A 17,695-nucleotide genomic window follows, 5' to 3' on the forward strand; every position below is an offset into this window, starting at 1 on the left:
CCCGATGGCTCACACAGGGCGGTTCAGGGCGGCCCGTCGCCGCGCGCCCGCTCCTGACGGCGGACTCCGTCCAGGTCGGCGAGCCGGTCGAGCCCCCGCACGGCCTGGCGGGTGCGGTGGTTGTGCTCCAGCAGCGCCCGGTGCCGGTCGAGGAAGGCCCAGTACCCGGCGGTATAGGGGCATGCGTGCTCGCCGGTCCGGTCGCCCGGCCGGTAGGGGCAGGGCCCGCACAGGTCGCTCATCCGGTCGATGTAGGCGCCGCCGGAGGTGTAGGGCTTGGTGGTCGTCCGTCCGCCGTCGGCGTACTGGGACATGCCGACGACGTTGGGCGCCATCACCCAGTCGTAGCCGTCTACGAAGCACCGGTGGAACCAGTCCATGACCGCGGCCGGATCCCATCCGCGCTGCAGCGCGTAGCTTCCGAGCACCATCAGCCGGGGAATGTGGTGCGTCCATCCGGTGTCACGCACCTGGGCCAGCACGGTGTGCAGACAGCGCGCCCGTACGTCGTCGGCGTCGAGGTCGCTCCACCAGCCGGGCAGCTCGGCGGTGTGCCGCAGGACGTTGGCGTCGCGGTAGTCCTCGCCGAAGTACCAGTACAGCTGCCACACGTACTCGCGCCACCCGGCGATCTGCCGGACGAAGCCCTCCACGCTGTTCAGCGGCGCCGCCCCGCTCCGCCAGGCCGCTTCCGCCGCCTCCACGCACTCCGCGGGGTCGAGCAGGCCCAGGTTGAGCGACGCCGACAGCAGGCTGTGGCTCATGACCGGGTCGGCGGTCAGCATGGCGTCCTCATAGGGCCCGAACGTGGGCAGCCTGTGCTCGACGAAGCGCTTCAGAGCGGTGCGCGCCTCCGTCCGGGTGGCGGGGAACAGGCGGGGCCCGTCCAGGCCGACGAAGGACACGTCGCCGTCCTTCTCCCACTGGTCCAGGTCGCGGCGGACCTCGTCGTCGATCTCGTCCTCGCGCGGCCGGTAGGGGGCGGGCACGGGCAGCGTGGGCACGTTCCGCGGCGGCGGCAGCCGGTTGTCGTGGTCGTAGTTCCACCGGCCGCCGGCCGGAGCGTCGCCGTCCATCAGCAGGTCGTGTCGCTGCCGCATCCACCGGTAGAAGTCCTCCTGGCGCAGACGCCTGTCTCCGCGGCCGTCCGCCCAGGCCGCGAAGTCGGCCATGGGCGCCAGGAAGCCCCGCGCCGGCCCCATCGCGACCTGGGGAAGGGAGCGGACCAGCCGGACGGCCGCGTGGGAGGTCGGGTGATGAACGGTCACCGGACCGCCGCCCGCCGCGTGTGCCAGGCCCTCCCGGTAGGTGTCCGCCCGCAGATAGACGACCCGGTCGCCGAGTTCGGCCGCCCGGTGCCGCATCGCGGAGAGCACCAGATGCGCCTTGGCGCGGTGGAACCGTCTGCGCCGGAGCACCGACCTCGCCTCGATCATCAGCAGCGGCGCCTCGCGGGTGAGACCGCTGTCCTTCGAGGGGCGCAGGAAGTGGGGACCGAGCTGATCGCCGAACAGCCAGTGCATCGGCCGCCTCAGTCCCGGCCGCGGGCGTGCTTGAACCGTGCCAGGCCGTCGGCGAGGCCGACCAGCTGCTCCGGATAGTCCAGCCCCGCCCGCTCCCGCTCGGGCAGCCGCCACGGCTCATGGATATGGGTCGGGGCGACGTCCTGCAGCTCCGGCACCCAGCGGCGCACATACGCGCCCTGCGGGTCGAAGCGCTTGCCCTGGACCACCGGGTTGAGGACGCGGTGGGGGCGCGTGTCCGTGCCGGTGCCGGCCACCCACTGCCAGTTCAGCTGGTTGTTGACCACGTCCCCGTCGACCAGCAGATCCAGGAAGTGACGCGCGCCGATCCGCCAGTCGACATAGAGGGTCTTGCACAGGAAGCTCGCCACCAGCAGCCGGGCCCGGTTGTGCATCCATCCCTCATGCAGCAGCTGACGCATCGCCGCGTCGACGACGGGGTAGCCGGTACGGCCCTGCTGCCACGCCGTGATCTCCTCCGCGGCCTCGTCCTCGGAGCGCCAGTCGTCCTGTCGTGTGCGGTAGTCGCAGGCCGCCGACTCCGGCCGGGCGGCCATCACCTGGTAGTGGAAGTCGCGCCAGCACAGCTGGCGGACGAACGCCTCCGCCCCCGGGCCGCCGCGTCTGCGGGCCCGCTCCACGACGTCGACGGGCGAGAGCGCCCCGAAGTGCAGATACGGCGACAGTCGAGAGGTCGCGTCGCCGGCCAGATCGTCGTGCCGCGCCTCGTAGGCCTCGAGCCCGCCGCGAGCCCAGCCGGCCAGGCGCCGGCGCCCCTCGCTCTCGCCGCCGGCCGGGACACCGCGGGAGACGTCCGCCCCGCTGTCCCAGCCGGGCAGCGGGTCGCTGTGCACACCGCTGGGAACCGGCACCTGGCGCGGGGCGGCGTCCGGCGTGCGCAGCGGCGCCTCGGACCAGCGGCGGAAGTACGGCGTGAAGACCGCGAAGTGGTCGGAGCCCGCCGGCGTCACGGCGCCCGGCGCCATGGCCGTCACCACGGCGTCGTGCACGACGAGCCGCGCACCGGTCCCGTCCAGGGCCGTGCGCAGCTGCTCCTCGCGCCGGTGCGCGAACCGGGTGACGCCGGCCGACATATGCACCTCATGGGCTCCGCACTGGGCGACGACCACGCCGAGTTCGCGGGCCGCCGGCCCGGTGCGCAGCACCAGCCGGCCGCCGCGCCGGCGCAGCGAGCCGTCCAGGTCGGCGAGGCAGTCGGCCAGGAACGCAAGCCGGTTGGGCGCGTCGAACCCGGCGGCGTGGACGGCCGGGTCGAGTACGAACAGCGGCACCACCTCGTCGGCGGCCCGCAGCGCCGCGCGGAGCGGAGGATGGTCATGCAGACGCAAGTCCGAGGTGAACAGGACGACCGCGACAGTCATGCGCCACTCCGTAAGAGACGGGGACCAGGGGTGATAGGGCTATCGGGAACTACTTCCGCGGTCGGACGGCCCACGGATGCGGTCTTCGGGCGGGTTCTTCGCGCAGGCGCCCGCCCTGTCCCGGTGCGGTCGCGCATCCGCGGAGCAGGGCAGCGAAGAAGTACAGGCGTGCCGCAGCCGTTCGCACTGCGCGGCGCACACGCAGGCCCGTTCCTGGGATGGGCGCCGACACGGCGTGAGAGGAGGGGCAGGGTGACGGTGCACCTCGACGCGGCGGCCTTGGCCGAGATGGCGCTGGCCAACGCGGATCCCGCGCTGTTCGCCGAGGAACTCCTCCACCTGTCCGTCTGCTCCGCGTGCCGCCGCGAACTCCACGCCTTGCGCCGCGTGGTCGAAGCGGCGCGCTCCGCCGAGCCCGGCGATCTGGCCACCGACCCGCCTGAGCGCGTATGGCGATCGATTCAGCAGAGAATCCACAGGTCAGAGCGGTCGCAAGCAAGCCCCGCCCGGCACGGGCCCCCCGCCCCGGCGATCGCCGGTGCGCGACCTGCGCACAGCCGGCGCGGCCCGGGACGACAGCTTGCTCGCGGGCTGGCGGCGCTCGCTCCGATCCTCGGCGCAGCCGCCGTCGGCGCCGCCGTGTGGGCAGGAGTGTCGCGCATGGCCCGGTCGTCGGCCGAGGCCGCGGCTCGATCCGCTCCGCGGACCGCGGTCGTCGAGGCATCCAAGGGCGCCGTTGCGAGCGAAGTGATGGTGTGACGGACAGCAGGACGAGCCTCGTCACCTCCGTACAGCAAAGGTGAAGCTCATGAACACCACCCATCGCCGCAGGAGCGCCGCTCTCGCCGGAGCCGGCGCGCTCCTGGTCCCCCTCGCCTTGACGGCCCTCGCCCCAGCCGCCCACGCCGGACCGGTCGCCGAGCCCTTCGGCCCCGGCTGCGCCTCGCTGCCGACCAGCGGCGAAGGCAGTGCCGAGGGCTTGGCCGACGACCCGGTCGCCACAGCCGCGTCCAACAGTCCCGCACTGTCCACGCTCGTCAGCGCCGTACAGAAGGCCGGGCTGGTCGACACGTTGAACACCGCCGAGGGCATCACCCTGTTCGCGCCGACTGACGACGCGTTCGAGAAGATCCCGAAAGCCGACCTCGACGCGATCCTCAATGACAAGGAGCAGCTGAAGGACCTGCTCGCCTACCACGTGGTCGAGCAGGACGTGACCGTCGGCGAGCTCCCCGACGGCTCCTTCAAGACACTGCAGGGCGGCCAGCTCACCACCTCCGGGTCGGGAGACTCCTTCAAGGTGAACGACTCGGCGTCGATCGTCTGCGGAGACATCCCCACCCAGAACGCGACCGTCTATCTCATCGACGGCGTGCTGACGCCCGAGTCCTGACCCACTCACATCGAGACGGCGCGTGCGCCGGGAGGCGCAGGAGGGTGTGCGCCGGCCCCTGGCGCGGCGGCAACGCGGTCGCGGGCCGGCCGGGCGACGGGGCGTACGATCACCCCGGTCCACGCCTCCCCGACCAGGAGCCCTGCCGGTGACCGCCGTCGTCCCGCCTCCCCGTACTGCCGCTGCCGGGCTGCTGACCCCCCGGCTGCTCACCCGCATCGAGGACGGTGCGCGGCTGCACGCCCTGCTGTGGTCGCCGGGGCCCGGCTGGCGGATGATCAGCAGCGCCGTGCTCGGCGGAGGCATCGGCGAACGGGCCTGGATCCTCAACGCCCAGGTCTCCCACGGCTACCGGCGCACCGACCCGGACCGGCACCTCGCCGTCCTGGCCGGCGACGCCGGCGCGCGGGGACAGGGGGTGGGGCTGATGACGGCCGCCGACGTCTCGCAGCACGCCGTCGCGCACGACGGCGGCGTCGACGCCGTGGTCACCGCGGGCGTCGAGGTACGGGGTTGGGCCGCCTCGCCGGCCCAGGGCACGGCTGCTCCGGCGGAGCCAGGAACGATCAACATCGTCGCCGCCCTCCCCGTGGCGCTGTCCGACGCCGCCTTGGTCAACGCGGTCGCCACGGCCACCGAGGCCAAGGTCCAGGCACTGCTCGACGCCGGCTACGACTGCTCCGGCACGCCCACCGACGCCGTGTGCGTCGCCGCGCCCGCCGCGCGCGCCGACGGGGAGGTCCACGCCTTCGCCGGACCCCGCTCGGTGTGGGGCGCCCGTCTGGCCCGCGCGGTGCACGGCGCCGTCCACCACGCCACGTCGGCGGCCGCACGCGGGTCCCACCGCGCGCCGGCGGCTCCGTAGGGCCTTCGCCGGCTCCGACGAAGGCCGTTGAGAAACGTGTGACTGTTGGGTAGTCGGTTCGTTGTTCTGGTCATGGGGAGGTGTCCGTCGCGCCCGCCCACCGCCCTCCTCTGCCCCGTCGGCCCCACGACTCCCCCGCGACGGCCGTCGGCTGGCGTGTCGGCCGACCTCGCTGGTACGAGAGGGACAGCATGAGTGCACCATCGAGCAACGCAGGGAGTACGGACATGGCGGTGGAGGCCGGTGCGCAGGAGGAGCGTGTCGCGGGACGGGTGTGGACGGTGCGGCTGGACCCCTCGGGCCGTCCCTCCGCCGGCTCGGTCCGGCTCTCCTGCTCCCTCCCCGCCTGCTCCGACCAGCGTTTCCCCAGCGCCGCCGCGGGGCGCAAGGCCGCGGTCGGACACGTCAACATGCATCTGGCCCACGTCCGCGCGGGCGGCGGCCCCCGCGGCGAGGCGTGGTGCGGATGTCGCGCCGCCGACTGCGCGTGGCACACTCCCGCCGCCGGCGCCCCCGCCGCGAGGCGTGCCGGGGCGGGGCCGGCGGCCGGGGCCGCGCGGTGCGGGGGCCCGGTCGTCCTCGCGGTGTACGCGGACCGGGCCGGGCGGCTGTGGCGGATCGCGGAGATGTGCGCACGCTGCGCGGCCTCCATGCCCGGCTGCCGCGTACTGGACACCGCTCGGCCCCCGGCCCGCCCCACCCCCGCCGGAGCCAGGGCGGAGACGGCGGGGAGGCCGGGGGCGGACCAGGAGTCCGCGGGCGCCGCGGCCAGGCAGGGGACGGCGGCGGTGTTCTCCGACGGCCCGGCCCCCTTCTCGCCCCCTGCCGACCCCGCTGCCCCGGCCGCCGAGCCCGCTTCCCCGCCCGCCGGTCCCCTTCCGCTCCCGCGCGCCCGCGCCGGCTCGTCCGGAGCGCCCCGGGCCAAGCGGCGGGGGAAGATCGCGCAGCGGATCGTCCCCCACGATCTGCGGCCCGTCGTCCTGCGCGACGAACTCGTCGAGCTCGGCGACCTGTTCCGCGCCTACCAGCAGCGCCCCGAGCCCGACCTCGCCCTCCTCGCGGAACTGCACGAGCGCAAGGCCCGCGCGTTCGCCCTGTGGGCCGACGTCACCGGCGACGGATCCCTGCGCCACGAGGCGACACGCGCCCAGGCCGCGGTCCAGGCCACCCTGGCCATGCACCACAACCGCGTCGGCCAGCCGGCCGGCGCCGCGGCGAGCGGCGACGAGCCGCTGGTGGAACGGCTGCTGACCCGCAGCCAGGCCGCCCACGCGCGCATCGTGCTGGACTACGTCCAGGCCCACGCCCCGCAGCCCGACGCCGAGACGCGCCTGGCGGTGCTCCTCCTGACCCTGCGGGCCGCGCGCGCCGGCGCCGGGAACATCACCGGACAGGACCTGGCCGGCTGGCTGGCCGGCGACGCCGAGCGGGTGCTCGAGCAGCTGGTCGCCGCCGAATGGCTGCGACTGCCCGGCACCGCCGCCGAAGCCCTCGCCTCCCGGCCCGAGGACCCCACCGCGTTCACCGTTCCCGCGCTGCTGCCCGAGCGGCCCCGCCCGTTCACGTTCGGCAAGACGACCCGCTCCAGGGTCTCCGGCTGGGCCCAGAAGGTCGTGGGCGACCGGAAGATCCGCAAGAAGAAGCTGGGCGCCACCGCCCGGCTCCTGGCCCTGTACACCGCCGCGCACAGCCGCCCCGACGGCCGCCTCGGACACGCCGAGGACGGCGGGCTGCACCTGGGCGCCCTCGCCGCGTTCTGCGCCCTGTCCCCTGATGGAGTCGCCGAGCACGCGGAGAGACTGATCGCCGCCGACTGGCTCACCGAGGCAGAGGCCGACCTCGACGTCGAGGGAGGACGGCTGCGCGGACAGCTCGCCGAGCGGGTCCTGCCGCTCAGCGGACTGCTGTGAGGCGCTTCCCGCAACGAGAGTTCTCCTAGCGGGGCTTGAGGCGGCGCAGGGTGTAGCCGTCGCGGGCCGGGTCCAGTCCCTTGGTGGCCTGTTTGAAGAGGTACTCGGACCGTTCGTAGGAGAGCCGGCGGCGGCCGGTGTCCGGACACAGCTCGGCTTCCCCGGGCGTTCGGCCCGGGCCGGGGCGACGGTCGGAGAGGAACACCGGCCCCCGGGTCCGGTCGGCCAGCAGCCGGGGAAGGAGCCGGGCGGTCTGGGAGCGCCACAGGACCCAGACGCCGCCCGATCGGGCGCGCCGGTCGTCGAGTTCCAGGTCTTCGACGTTCAGCGACAGGACGGCCTTCACTCCGGCTCCCGACTCGTGCAGGAGCCGCCACAGGGTCTCCTCGCGCAGCGGCAGGTCCGGGAGGCGCCAGAGCGCGTCGAGCTGTGCGGGGTCCAGCGGTCGCGCCCGGGGGCGCGTCTCGGCTCGACGGTCGAGGCCCGCCGCGAGGTCGCCCAGGGACGCCCAGGCGCCGAAGGACCGGACGGCCGACCGGTGCCGGTTCCAGGTCGAGGCCGCCGCCTCGCCCCAAGCCGTCGCGAACACCCGCGTCACCTGATCGGCCGTCAGGGACGCCAACGGCAGCTGGTCGCCGAGGGTTCGGCACAGGCGGCCCAGCGTCTGCCCGTAGGAGCGGCTCGTCGCCGCGTCCAGATCGTCCCGGGTCAGGAAGTCGTGTGCGGCCTGCCCGAGTACGAGGCCGGACGGACCGGGGGCGGCGAGCTCGTCCGCGCGCCGCTCGAGGAAGGCGCGCTCGGCGGCGTTCCTGGTGAGGGACGCCGCCCGCCGGAACTCCACTCGCGCCTCGCCCAAACGGTCGAGTCGGGCCAGCAGGTCTCCTCTGACGCTGGGCAGGAGGTGGTAGTCGCGCAGCACGGGATCGGCCACCAGGGAGTCGACCAGTTCGAGCCCTGCCTGCGGCCCGCGCGCCATCCCGACCGCCACGGCGCGGTTCAGTCGTACGACCGGTGTCGGCAGCACCCGTGCCAACGCCTCGTACAGGGCGGCGATCTGGGCCCAGTCGGTGTCCTCGGCCCTCCGTGCCTGCGCGTGGCATACGGCGATGGCCGCCTGGAGCATGTACGGCCCGGGGCGGCCGCCCGACTCCCTGGCTCGCAGCATCGCGGTGAAGCCTCGGCGGATGAGCAACTGGTCCCAGCGCCCCCGGTTCTGCTCGTGCAGGGGGACGGGCTCGCCCGAGGGCCCGGTGCGCGCGGCCGACCGGGACGCCTGGACCTCCATCAGCGCGACCAGCGCGTGGACCTCGGCCTCCTGCGGCGCCAGCTCGGCCAGCAGCCGGCCCAGGCGCAGGGCCTCCAGGCAGAGTCCGGGGCGCATCAGGTCGTCGCCGGAGGTCGCGGAGTACCCCTCGTTGAAGATCAGGTAGATGACCTCGAGGACCGAGGAGAGGCGCTCGGCCAGCCGGTCGCCTTCCGGCAGCTCGAACGGGACGCGTTGTGAGGCCAGCGTCCGCTTGGCGCCCGCTATGCGCTGGACGATCGCCGTCTCCGGGAGGAGGAAGGCGCGTGCTATCTCCCCGGCCGTCAGGCCGCCCAGCAGCCGGAGCGTCAGCGCGGCCCGGGCCGCGGTGGGCAGCACCGGGTGACAGGAGATGAACAACAGCCGCAGGACGTCGTCCTGTTCGGGGTCCTGCCGCTCGTCGGGGCTCTGCTGCTGTCCCAGCTCGTGGGCGAGCTGGCCTTGCTTGCGCTCAAGGCGCTGGGTGCGACGGAGGTGGTCGACGGCGCGCCTCTTGGCCGTGGTGGTCAGCCAGGCGCCGGGGTTGTCCGGGACGCCGGAGACCGGCCACTGTTCGAGCGCTGCGACGAGGGCGTCCTGGGCCAGCTCCTCGGCGAGGCCGACGTCGCGCACCATGCGCGTGAGCGAGGCGACGATCTTCGCCGACTCGAGTTTCCAGGCCGCATCGACCGTGCGGTGAACGTCCGGCACGGGCACGATCACAGCACCCGCCGCGGCTCGGTCGCAAGCCGCGGCGGGTGGTCGTCGCCCAGGGGGCGCCGGGGGTCAACTGCGTTCAGGGATCAGGGTCGTACAGGAGGGCGTCCCGGCCTCAGGGGCGCGCGGGCGGTCACGGGCCGAAGACCTGCTGGACCACGCTCTCGCCGTCCCCGACGATCCTGCGGAAGCGGCGGGCCAGCTCGATCGCCTCCTCCTTGGAGCGGACCTCGATCAGCGCGAAGCCGGCCACCGCCTCCTTGGCCTCGGCGAAGGGGCCGTCCGTCACCGTGATCTCGTCGCCGGCGGAGGTCACGCGGACGCCGCCCGGCTCAAGGCCGCCGGTCGCCAGGAGCACGCCGGCCGCCGTCAGCTCCTCGATGAACTTGCCCATCTCGACGTACAGCTTCTCGTCGGGGGCGGTGTCGGAGGGCTTGGTCGTCATGAGGTAGCGCATGGGGGCCTCTGTTCCTGTCGTCGTGTGTTCGTCCTGTGGTGCTTCTGCCTAAGCGTCGAACGGGGCCATGTGACAGGGAACGAAGGGCATTCCCTGTCACATGGCCCGGACGACGTGTCAGCGAGAACCGCAATCGCCGAGCCGAAGAGAGACACCCGCCATGACCACCGCTCAGATCCCCGTCACGTCCGCCGCCTCGTCCGCCGCTGCCTCCTCCGTCACCCGCTCCCTGCTCGCTGCCGCGATCGTGGCGCAGCCCCTGTGGGCGGTCGTGTCCCTGGCGCAGGCCGCCTCGCGCCAGGGCTACGACATCACCCGCCATCCGCTGAGCGCGCTGAGCAACGGCTCCCTCGGCTGGATTCAGATCACCAACTTCGTGCTCGCCGGCGTCCTGACCGTCATCGGGGCGGCCGGTCTGCGCCGGGCCCTGCGCGGCGCCCCGGGAGGCACATGGGCGCCACGGCTCGTACGCGTCAGCGGTTTCGGCATGGTCGCCGCGGGCGTCTTCGTGATGGACCCGGCCGACGGGTTCCCCCTCGGCACGCCGGACGGGATGCCCGCCGCCATGAGCTGGCACAGCTACGCCCACTTCGCGGCCGGCTCGGTCACCTTCATCGCGCTGATCGCCGCCTGCTACGTCCTGGGCCGCCACTTCAGCCGCGCCGGGAACCTCCGGTACGCCGTCGGCTCCCGCGTCGCCGGGACCGCCCTGCTGCTCGGCAACGGCTGGGCGATGAGCGGCGGCAGGGCCGGCACTCTCACCCTGGCCGTCGGAGTGATCACCGCGATGACGTGGATCTCCCTGGTCGCCCACCGGTGCCGTCGCAGCCTCTGAGCCGGGCACGCGAGGCCCTTACCGGTCGGGGAACGTCGGCGGCGCCGACGTTCCCCGACCGTTTCTCTGTCTGGCGTCTGAGCGCCCGGCTCCACTCCCCAGTCGCCCCGGGCGGCCGCCGAGGAGCCGACCGAGTCAGCGCGGGAAGCCCGTACACCGCCCTCAAGGGGCGCGACCGGCCCTCGGCAGATCCGCCTCGCTCAGCATTTCGACCCTTTGATCCAACTATGGCGGGTTTTCGCCTTGTATTTCGCCACCGCCCACCGTCACTGGCCGCCCTAAGGTTAGGCTACCCTTCGTGCCGTGAATGTCGGTGAAGAGAACTCAGCGGCCAGGAGTCCCCGCGGCCATGAGCTGTCGGCCACGGGGGTCACCGTGGCGTACGACGGCGTCGATGTCGTCCACGATGCGTCGTTGACGCTGCGGCCTGGCGAAGTGACCGTTCTGGTGGGGCCGAACGGCAGCGGGAAGTCGACGCTGCTGCGCACGCTCGCGCGGCTGCAGCGGCCCAGGACGGCCGCGATCGCCATCGACGCCGACACCGACGGCCTGGCGCTGACCCCCCGTGAGTTCTCCCGGCATGTGGCCCTGCTGACCCAGGGACGCCCCACGCCCAGCGGGCTGACCGTGCGGGACGTCGTCGAGTTCGGGCGCTACCCGTACCGGGGGCGCTGGGGCAAGGCGGACCCGGACGGGCGGGCCGCCGTGGACCGGGCGCTCGCCCTGACCGGGGTCGCGGAGCTCGCCGAGCGCGGCGCCGAGCATCTCTCCGGAGGGCAGCTGCAGCGCGTATGGCTCGCCGGCTGCCTCGCCCAGGAGACCGGCGTGCTCCTCCTCGACGAGCCGACCACCTACCTCGACCTGCGCTACCAGGTCGAACTCCTCGACCTCGTCCGCGACCTCGCGGACGACCACGGCATCGCCGTCGGCGCCGTCCTGCACGACCTCGACCAGGCCGCCGCCGTCGCCGACCGGATCGTCCTGCTCGAGGCGGGACGCATCACCGCCGACGGCCTCCCCGAGGACGTGCTGACGGCGCAGCAGCTGACCGACACCTATGGGATCCGCATCGAAGTCGACACCGATCCCCTGACGGGCCGACTGCGCACCCGCGCGATCGGCCGACACCACTCACGATCCGAAAGGCTCAGCACCACCTCATGAGACGCCTCCTGATCACCGCCGCGGTCGCGACCGCGGCGGCTCTCACCCTGACCGCCTGCGGGACCACCGAGCCCGCCGCCGACGACGCCAAGAAGAAGAGCGCCGAGCCCATCACCCTCACCGACGCCACCGGCGCCAAGGTGAAGCTCGACGGCCCGGCCAAGAAGGTCGTCGGCACCGAGTGGAACGTCGTGGAGATGCTGGTCTCGCTGGGCGTCGACCCCGTGGGCGTCTCCGACGTCAAGGGCTACAAGACCTGGGACACCGCGGTCCCGCTGAAGAACGAGCCCAAGGACATCGGCACCCGCGGCGAGCCGAGCATGGACACCATCGCCTCGCTCAAGCCCGACCTCATCCTCGCCACCAGCGACCTGCCGCCGGCCGCCGTGAAGCAGCTGCGCAAGGTCGCCCCGGTCCTGGAGGTCCGGCCCTCCGACGCCAAGGACCCGATCGGGGAGATGAACAAGAACCTCGACCTCATCGCCCAGGCCACCGGCACCACGGCGAAGGCCGACAAGCTCAAGAAGGACTTCGAGGCGAAGCTCGCCGAGGGCAAGAAGGCCCTCGCCGACGCCAAGCTCGCCGACGCGAAGTACGCCTTCGCCGACGGCTACGTCGTCTCCAAGCAGGTCTCGATCCGGCCGTACACCAGCGGCTCGCTCATCGGCGCCGTCAACGAGAAGCTCGGCCTGAAGAACGCCTGGACCGTCAAGGGCGACCCGGCCTACGGTCTCGCCGCCACCGACGTCGAGGGCCTCACCAAGCTCGGCGACGTGCAGTTCGCGTACATCGGCAGCGAAGGCGACGAGAACAGCACGCCGTTCAACGGCGTCCTGGCCAAGGACAAGGTGTGGACCTCGCTGCCGTTCGTGAAGAAGGGCAACGTCCACCGGCTGCCCGACGGCATCTGGATGTTCGGCGGCACCGAGTCGATGGGCAAGTACGTCGACTCCGTCGTCCAGGCTCTGACGAAGAAGTAACACCGATGGCCGTCACCGCTTCCACTCCCGCCACCCGTCCGTCGGCGGCCCCGTCCCGGACGGGCGCGGCCGCGGTGACGGCCGCATTGGTCCTCCTCGTCGTCGCCCTCGCGGTCGTCGACATCACCCAGGGCACGGCCTCCGTCGGCGCCCCCGAGATCTGGAAGGCGCTCACCGGGCGCTCCGACCCGGACGACGCGTCCGTGATCATCGCCTCCCGGCTGCCGAGGATGACCACGGGGCTGCTCGTCGGCGCCGTGCTCGGCATGGCGGGCGCCGCGCTGCAGGCGGTGAGCCGCAATGTGCTCGCCTCGCCCGACACCCTCGCGGTGAACGCGGGTTCCTATCTGTCCCTCGGGCTGATAGCCGTCACCGGCGTCTCGCTGCCGCTGTTCGCCGCCTCCGGCGTCGCCTTCGTCGGCGGCCTCGCCGCGGCGGCCGCCGTGCTCGGGGTGTCCGGCCTGGGCGCCGGCACCGTACGGCTCGTCCTCGCCGGCAGCGCCCTCACCCTCGGCCTGACCGCCGTCAACGAGTCGATCCTCCTGCTGTTCCCCCAGCAGACCGAGGGCATCTACCAGTGGAACCAGGGCAGCATCTCCCAGAACGGGTTCGACGGCGTGCTGCAGATGGCGCCGATCGGCCTCGTCGGGCTCGTCGGCCTGCTGCTCGTCGCCCGCCGGGTGGACGCCCTCGCCCTCGGCGACGACGCGGCCCGGGGCCTGGGCGTCTCCGTCCGCGCCACCCGCATCACCTCGGTCGTGCTCTCCGCGCTGCTCTCCGCGGCCGCCGTCACGCTCGCCGGACCGATCGGCTTCGTCGGCCTGTGCGCCCCCGCCCTGATCCGCCCGCTCGCCCGCAGGTTCCGCGCGTTCTCCCGGGCGCGTACGGCGATTCCGGTCGCGGGCCTGGCCGGTGCGGTGCTGGTGCTCGGCTCGGACGTGCTGCTGCGCACCTTCGTGGCGGCGGACACGGCCGTCGCGGTGCCCACGGGCGTCGCCACCAGCCTCGTCGGCGCCGTGTTCCTGATCGTGATGGCCACCCGCGCCAAGGACACCGGGGGCGCCTCCGCTCCCGACCGGCTGCGCATCCGCAGCCGGGCCGTCTTCCTGACCACCACGGCCGTCCTGGCGGCCGCGCTCGTCGGCGTCGCGATCGGCGCCGTACTGCTGGGCGACAGCAAGCTGCTGCTGGGCGACGTCATGAACTGGGCGCAGGGCAGGGCGGGCCAGACCGTCGGGTTCGTCCTCGACACCCGGGTGCCCCGCGTCCTCGCCGCGCTCCTGGCGGGCGCGGCGCTCGCCCTGGCGGGGACGATCGTGCAGGCCGTGACCCGCAATCCGCTCGCGGAGCCCAGTACCCTGGGCGTCTCCGGCGGGGCCGCGCTCGGCGCCGTGCTCCTGGTGACGACGGTGCCCGCGGCCACCTCGTGGGGCGTGGCCGGTGCGGCGTTCGCGGGCGCCGCGGCCAGCTCCCTCCTCGTCTTCGGGCTCGCCGCCCGGGGCGGCTTCCCGCAGAACCGGCTCGTCCTCGTCGGGTTCGGCGTGCACACCGGAGCGGCCGCGTTCATCAGCCTGCTCATCGTCCTCACCGACCCGTTCAACGCGACGAAGGCGCTCACCTGGCTGTCGGGCTCCACCTACGGGCGGACCATGCCCGACGTGGTTCCTCTCGCGATCGTGCTCTGCGTGGGCCTGTTCGTCGCGGTCATGCGGCGCACCGAGCTCGACCTCGTGTCGCTGGACGAGGACACCCCGAGGCTGCTGGGGCTCAAACTGTCGCGAGGACGCCTGGGCTTCCTCGCGCTGAGCGTCACGCTCGCCGCCACCGCCGTGGCCGCCGCGGGCACGATCGGCTTCGTCGGGCTCGTGGCGCCGCACGCGGCCAGGGCGCTGGTGGGCCGGCAGCACGCCCGGGTGGTTCCGGTCTCGGTGCTCCTGGGCGCCCTGCTCGTCTGCGTCGCGGACATGATCGGCCGGACCGTGATCGCGCCGGCCCAGCTCGGCGCCGGCCTGATGACCGCGGTGATCGGCACGCCGTACTTCCTCTACCTGCTGGTGCGCACCCGCCGCTAGGGCGCCTGCCGACACACCGGCGCCCACCGTCTCCGAGGAGGCGGTGGGCGCCGTCGCGTGTGCGGACTCAGTGCTGTGGTGCGGACGTTGCCGCGCTCGCGCCGGCGAGGACCCACATGCGGTGGTCCCATCCGATGTCCTGGCAGGCGCGCACGCTCAGGCCCGCCCGCCGCGCGAGCGAGGCCACATGGTCCGCCGCGCGGACTCCGGAGCCGAACGCGCACTTGAGCCTGAGGTGGTGCAGCACGGCGTCGACGTCGTCCGGGTCCGCGGCGGCGACCTGCTCCACCAGCAGGAGCGTCCCGTCGTCCGCGAGGGCGGCCGCGGTCTCGCGGAGCACATGGACGGCGTCGTCGTCCGGCAGCCACTCCAGCAGGCGCGACATCAGGACGGTGTCGGCGCCGCCCGGCGGCACCGGACCTGACTGCGGCACGAGTTCGACGTGCGGCAGGACGTCGGTGTCGACGACCTGCTCCTTCAGGGTGCGCAGCACCGACGGCATCGCGGCGATCCTGGCCGACAGCCCGGGGTGCGCCTTGACGAGGGCGTTGACGACGGTGGCCGAGCCGTGGCCGATCGCGGTGAGCGAGGCGACGGAGGACCAGTCGTGGGCGCGGAGCACGCCGGGCGCGATCCAGCGCGCCTCGTCCTCGACGGCGGACCGGGCGGTCCCGGCGAGGCGGGCGTCCTCGGCCATGGCGTCGGCCAGGGTCTTCCCGCCCAGGGTGCGGTAGCCGGCCGTGCCGGTCCGCAGGGTGTGCAGCAGTCCGCTGAGCGAGGCGTCGAACGCGGCCTGGGCGCCGCCGAGGTGGTACTCCTGCGCGGAGTGGTCGTCCTCGACGAGCTCCTCGCTGACGGGGGTGAGCCGGTAGCCGCCCTCGGCGTCGGCGGCCAGCAGGTCGATGGAGAGGAGGTAGGCGAGCAGGGCCTGGAGCGTGGACGGGTCGGCGCCGGTGCGGGCGGTCAGCGCGTCCAGGTCGCGCACCCCGCCGTCCACCAGCTCGAACACGCCGAGGGTGACGGCGGCCCGGATCGCGTAGCCCGGGGCGAGGTCGGTGAGTTCGTGGAGGCGCTCGTGCGCGTCGTCCTCCGCCTCCTCGACCGGTGCGGCGCCGGCGTCGGCGTCGGGGGCGGGCGGCTCGGTGCGCCGCCAGTAGCCGGTGATGTGGGTGTGCTCGCGGGGCACGAGGCGTTCGGCGGCGAGGTGCCGGCGGATGCCCTTGAGGGCCATGGCCTCGCCGGCGACCCAGGCGAAGACGGTTCCGGGCAGCCACTCCAGTGCGCGCACCGCCTGCTCCAGCAGGTCCGTCGTGCCGGCCGGCGCCCCCTTCCGCGACAGCCAGAGGATCTCGGCGTCCGCACGGGTCGGCAGCTCCTGCCGGTGGCTGTCGTCCGCGATCTCGACGAGGACCCGGGCCTTGACGCCCGCGGGCATCTCGGCGAGCCACCGTCCGATGGCGGGCAGGGCCGTCTCGTCGCCGACGACGAGCAGCCAGTCGGCGCCCTCCGGGTGGCTGTGCGACATCTTCGGCCCGGCGATCCAGGTGCTCTCGCCCGCCTCGACGTGCTCCGCCCAGGAGGAGGCGACGCCTCCTTCGTGGCGTACGAAGTCGAAGTCGATCTCCCCGGCCTCCGGGTCGAAGCGGACGGGGGTGTAGTCCTTGGCGACCGGCCGGCCGTCCGCGGGCCAGTCGAGGCTGCTGACGTTCTGGCGCGGCAGGACGAGCCGGCCGCTCTCGTCGGCGAAGAAGAACTTCACATGGTCGTCGAAGCCGTCCGTGCGCAGCGCGGGGAGGTCGAGCCCGTCGCGGGTGAACGCGTGCAGCTGCTCGCCGCCGAGCGTGATGCGCCGCATTCCCGGCGTGATGTTCTCGGCGCGCAGCACGGTCAGCTCCCTGAGCACGATGGGGAACGTGACGACCGAACGGGGGCTGCGGGTGGGCATGGCGACTGCTCCTTCGTACACGGATGGGCCCGTCATGGGGGCGGGCCGGCCGCGGGCAGGGGTGCGGCCCGCGGTCGGCCCGGCGCGTCAGCCGCCGACGGGGGCGGCGTGGGCGCGGCTCACTTGCCGGCGACGGCCTTGGCGAGGATGGGGGTGAGCTTCTCGACGACCCACGACGAGTTGAGCGCGTCGGGGTAGGCGAGGGCGGAGGCCAGGTTGCCGTCCGAGGGGACGACGGCGTAGTGCTTGTCCTTCACCACGTCGAGGGACTGGAAGAGCTTGTTGCTCTCCAGCTCGTCGGCGCTGAGCAGGCCGTTGTCGCCGAAGGGGTACGTCATCAGCAGGACGTCCGCCTCGAGCTCGTCGAGGTTCTCCAGGCTCACGGAGTTCTTGTCGGCGGTGTACTTCTTGGCGTTGTCCGTCTTGCTGAAGCCGAGCTGCTCGAAGATGCCCGGGTCCTGGTCGGCGTAGGACATGAACGTGATCTGCTCGGGGTGGACGACGGCGTAGGTGTACTTCTTGCCCTTGAACTCCGGGTGCGCGGCGGCCGCGTCGGCGGTGGCCTTCTCGTTCGCGGCGATCACCTTCTTCGCCTCGGCCTCCAGGCCCAGCGCCTTGGCCGCGGTGGTGAGCCGCTCCTGCCAGGTCAGGGTGTCGGCGTGCATCTTGTCGGAGTAGGTGACGACCGGGGCGATGGGGGCGAGCTTGGCGTAGTCCTTGTCCATGCCCCAGGTGTTCATGCCGAGGATGACGTCGGGCTCGGCCGCGGCGACGGCCTCGTAGTCGGTGCCGTCGGAGTCGTCGTACGTCTTGAGCTTGCCGGCGCCCAGCTTGTCGATGGCGCGCTGCTTGTACTCGGGCACGGGGCCGCCGTCCTCGGCGTCCGGGGTGATGACCGGGACGACGCCGAGGGCCAGGGCGATGTCGGTGTCGCCGTCGGAGACGGTGGCCACCTTGACCGGCTTCTTGCCGACCTCGGTCTTGCCCCAGGCGTTGGCGAGCGAGACCGGGAACGCCGCGGCCGCGGCGCCGGCGGCCGGCTTGTCGTCGGTCTTCTTCTCGTCCGTGCCGCTGCTGCATCCGGCGACGAGGGCGACGCACGCCGCCGCGGCTGCCAGCGCTCTGGCGGCGCCGCCGCGTCGTCCGGTGGGTCTTGCGAGGCGGTTCATG

General features: G+C 73.4%; 14 protein-coding genes. 8 read left to right on the forward strand and 6 right to left on the reverse strand.

Going from position 1 to position 17,695, the window contains the following annotated elements:
* Positions 1–23 precede the first annotated feature (23 nt).
* Together AB0M39_RS18005 and AB0M39_RS18010 are read right to left on the reverse strand one after the other, a co-directional pair.
* Positions 24–1,523, reverse strand: coding sequence for a cryptochrome/photolyase family protein (locus tag AB0M39_RS18005; protein ID WP_365365316.1), 1,500 nt, complete (start codon positions 1,521–1,523; stop codon positions 24–26).
* An 8-nt stretch (positions 1,524–1,531) separates the two neighbouring features.
* A complete protein-coding gene (locus AB0M39_RS18010; RefSeq protein ID WP_365365318.1) occupies positions 1,532–2,905 on the reverse strand; it encodes a deoxyribodipyrimidine photo-lyase in 1,374 nt (457 codons plus the stop codon).
* Between the two features lie 252 nt (positions 2,906–3,157).
* Here AB0M39_RS18010 and AB0M39_RS18015 point away from each other — a divergent pair, with 252 nt between their 5' ends.
* The 4 genes from AB0M39_RS18015 (at position 3,158) to AB0M39_RS18030 (ending at position 7,073) form a co-directional block, all read left to right on the forward strand.
* Entirely contained in the window at positions 3,158–3,664 is a 507-nt protein-coding gene (locus AB0M39_RS18015) for a hypothetical protein (RefSeq protein WP_365365320.1), read from the forward strand.
* Between the two features lie 49 nt (positions 3,665–3,713).
* Positions 3,714–4,298, forward strand: coding sequence for a fasciclin domain-containing protein (locus AB0M39_RS18020; protein WP_365365322.1), 585 nt, complete (start codon positions 3,714–3,716; stop codon positions 4,296–4,298).
* A gap of 148 nt (positions 4,299–4,446) precedes the next feature.
* On the forward strand, positions 4,447–5,163 hold the full coding sequence (locus AB0M39_RS18025) for an adenosylcobinamide amidohydrolase (protein ID WP_365365324.1): 717 nt from the start codon (positions 4,447–4,449) through the stop codon (positions 5,161–5,163).
* Between the two features lie 227 nt (positions 5,164–5,390).
* Positions 5,391–7,073: a hypothetical protein gene (locus tag AB0M39_RS18030; protein ID WP_365365326.1), complete on the forward strand. Its 1,683-nt coding sequence runs from the start codon at positions 5,391–5,393 to the stop codon at positions 7,071–7,073.
* 25 nt (positions 7,074–7,098) lie between these two features.
* Here the strand turns inward: AB0M39_RS18030 and AB0M39_RS18035 are convergent, their stop codons facing one another.
* Together AB0M39_RS18035 and AB0M39_RS18040 are read right to left on the reverse strand one after the other, a co-directional pair.
* The gene (locus AB0M39_RS18035; protein WP_365365328.1) at positions 7,099–9,066 is read right to left on the reverse strand and encodes a DUF6596 domain-containing protein; all 1,968 of its coding nucleotides are present in this window, start codon (positions 9,064–9,066) and stop codon (positions 7,099–7,101) included.
* A 139-nt stretch (positions 9,067–9,205) separates the two neighbouring features.
* On the reverse strand, positions 9,206–9,529 hold the full coding sequence (locus AB0M39_RS18040) for a YciI family protein (protein ID WP_365365330.1): 324 nt from the start codon (positions 9,527–9,529) through the stop codon (positions 9,206–9,208).
* A gap of 160 nt (positions 9,530–9,689) precedes the next feature.
* Between AB0M39_RS18040 and AB0M39_RS18045 the strand changes: the two genes are divergently transcribed.
* The 4 genes from AB0M39_RS18045 (at position 9,690) to AB0M39_RS18060 (ending at position 14,580) form a co-directional block, all read left to right on the forward strand.
* Positions 9,690–10,364, forward strand: a complete 675-nt coding sequence (locus tag AB0M39_RS18045; protein WP_365365332.1) for a DUF998 domain-containing protein — start codon at positions 9,690–9,692, stop codon at positions 10,362–10,364.
* A 303-nt stretch (positions 10,365–10,667) separates the two neighbouring features.
* Positions 10,668–11,528: an ABC transporter ATP-binding protein gene (locus AB0M39_RS18050; RefSeq protein ID WP_365365334.1), complete on the forward strand. Its 861-nt coding sequence runs from the start codon at positions 10,668–10,670 to the stop codon at positions 11,526–11,528.
* Positions 11,525–12,508, forward strand: a complete 984-nt coding sequence (locus tag AB0M39_RS18055; RefSeq protein ID WP_365365336.1) for an iron-siderophore ABC transporter substrate-binding protein — start codon at positions 11,525–11,527, stop codon at positions 12,506–12,508. The genes AB0M39_RS18050 and AB0M39_RS18055 overlap by 4 nt, the downstream gene beginning before the upstream one ends.
* Before the next feature lie 5 nt (positions 12,509–12,513).
* Positions 12,514–14,580 (forward strand): iron ABC transporter permease, encoded by a 2,067-nt coding sequence (locus tag AB0M39_RS18060; RefSeq protein ID WP_365365338.1) that lies wholly within the window; start codon positions 12,514–12,516, stop codon positions 14,578–14,580.
* A 67-nt stretch (positions 14,581–14,647) separates the two neighbouring features.
* Here the strand turns inward: AB0M39_RS18060 and AB0M39_RS18065 are convergent, their stop codons facing one another.
* Positions 14,648–16,525: an SIP domain-containing protein gene (locus AB0M39_RS18065; RefSeq protein WP_365365340.1), complete on the reverse strand. Its 1,878-nt coding sequence runs from the start codon at positions 16,523–16,525 to the stop codon at positions 14,648–14,650.
* A gap of 119 nt (positions 16,526–16,644) precedes the next feature.
* Positions 16,645–17,694, reverse strand: a complete 1,050-nt coding sequence (locus tag AB0M39_RS18070) for an ABC transporter substrate-binding protein (RefSeq protein WP_365365342.1) — start codon at positions 17,692–17,694, stop codon at positions 16,645–16,647.
* Position 17,695 lies beyond the last annotated feature (1 nt).

The organism is Streptomyces sp. NPDC051907 (assembly GCF_040681075.1).
GTDB lineage: Bacteria > Actinomycetota > Actinomycetes > Streptomycetales > Streptomycetaceae > Streptomyces.

Coding starts and splice junctions, on each gene's coding strand:
- AB0M39_RS18010 (WP_365365318.1), bottom strand. CDS start 2,905: ATGACTGTCGCGGTCGTCCTGTTCACCTCGGACTTGCGTCTGCATGAC.
- AB0M39_RS18070 (WP_365365342.1), bottom strand. CDS start 17,694: ATGAACCGCCTCGCAAGACCCACCGGACGACGCGGCGGCGCCGCCAGA.
- AB0M39_RS18055 (WP_365365336.1), top strand. CDS start 11,525: ATGAGACGCCTCCTGATCACCGCCGCGGTCGCGACCGCGGCGGCTCTC.
- AB0M39_RS18040 (WP_365365330.1), bottom strand. CDS start 9,529: ATGCGCTACCTCATGACGACCAAGCCCTCCGACACCGCCCCCGACGAG.
- AB0M39_RS18020 (WP_365365322.1), top strand. CDS start 3,714: ATGAACACCACCCATCGCCGCAGGAGCGCCGCTCTCGCCGGAGCCGGC.
- AB0M39_RS18030 (WP_365365326.1), top strand. CDS start 5,391: ATGGCGGTGGAGGCCGGTGCGCAGGAGGAGCGTGTCGCGGGACGGGTG.
- AB0M39_RS18045 (WP_365365332.1), top strand. CDS start 9,690: ATGACCACCGCTCAGATCCCCGTCACGTCCGCCGCCTCGTCCGCCGCT.
- AB0M39_RS18065 (WP_365365340.1), bottom strand. CDS start 16,525: ATGCCCACCCGCAGCCCCCGTTCGGTCGTCACGTTCCCCATCGTGCTC.
- AB0M39_RS18005 (WP_365365316.1), bottom strand. CDS start 1,523: ATGCACTGGCTGTTCGGCGATCAGCTCGGTCCCCACTTCCTGCGCCCC.
- AB0M39_RS18060 (WP_365365338.1), top strand. CDS start 12,514: ATGGCCGTCACCGCTTCCACTCCCGCCACCCGTCCGTCGGCGGCCCCG.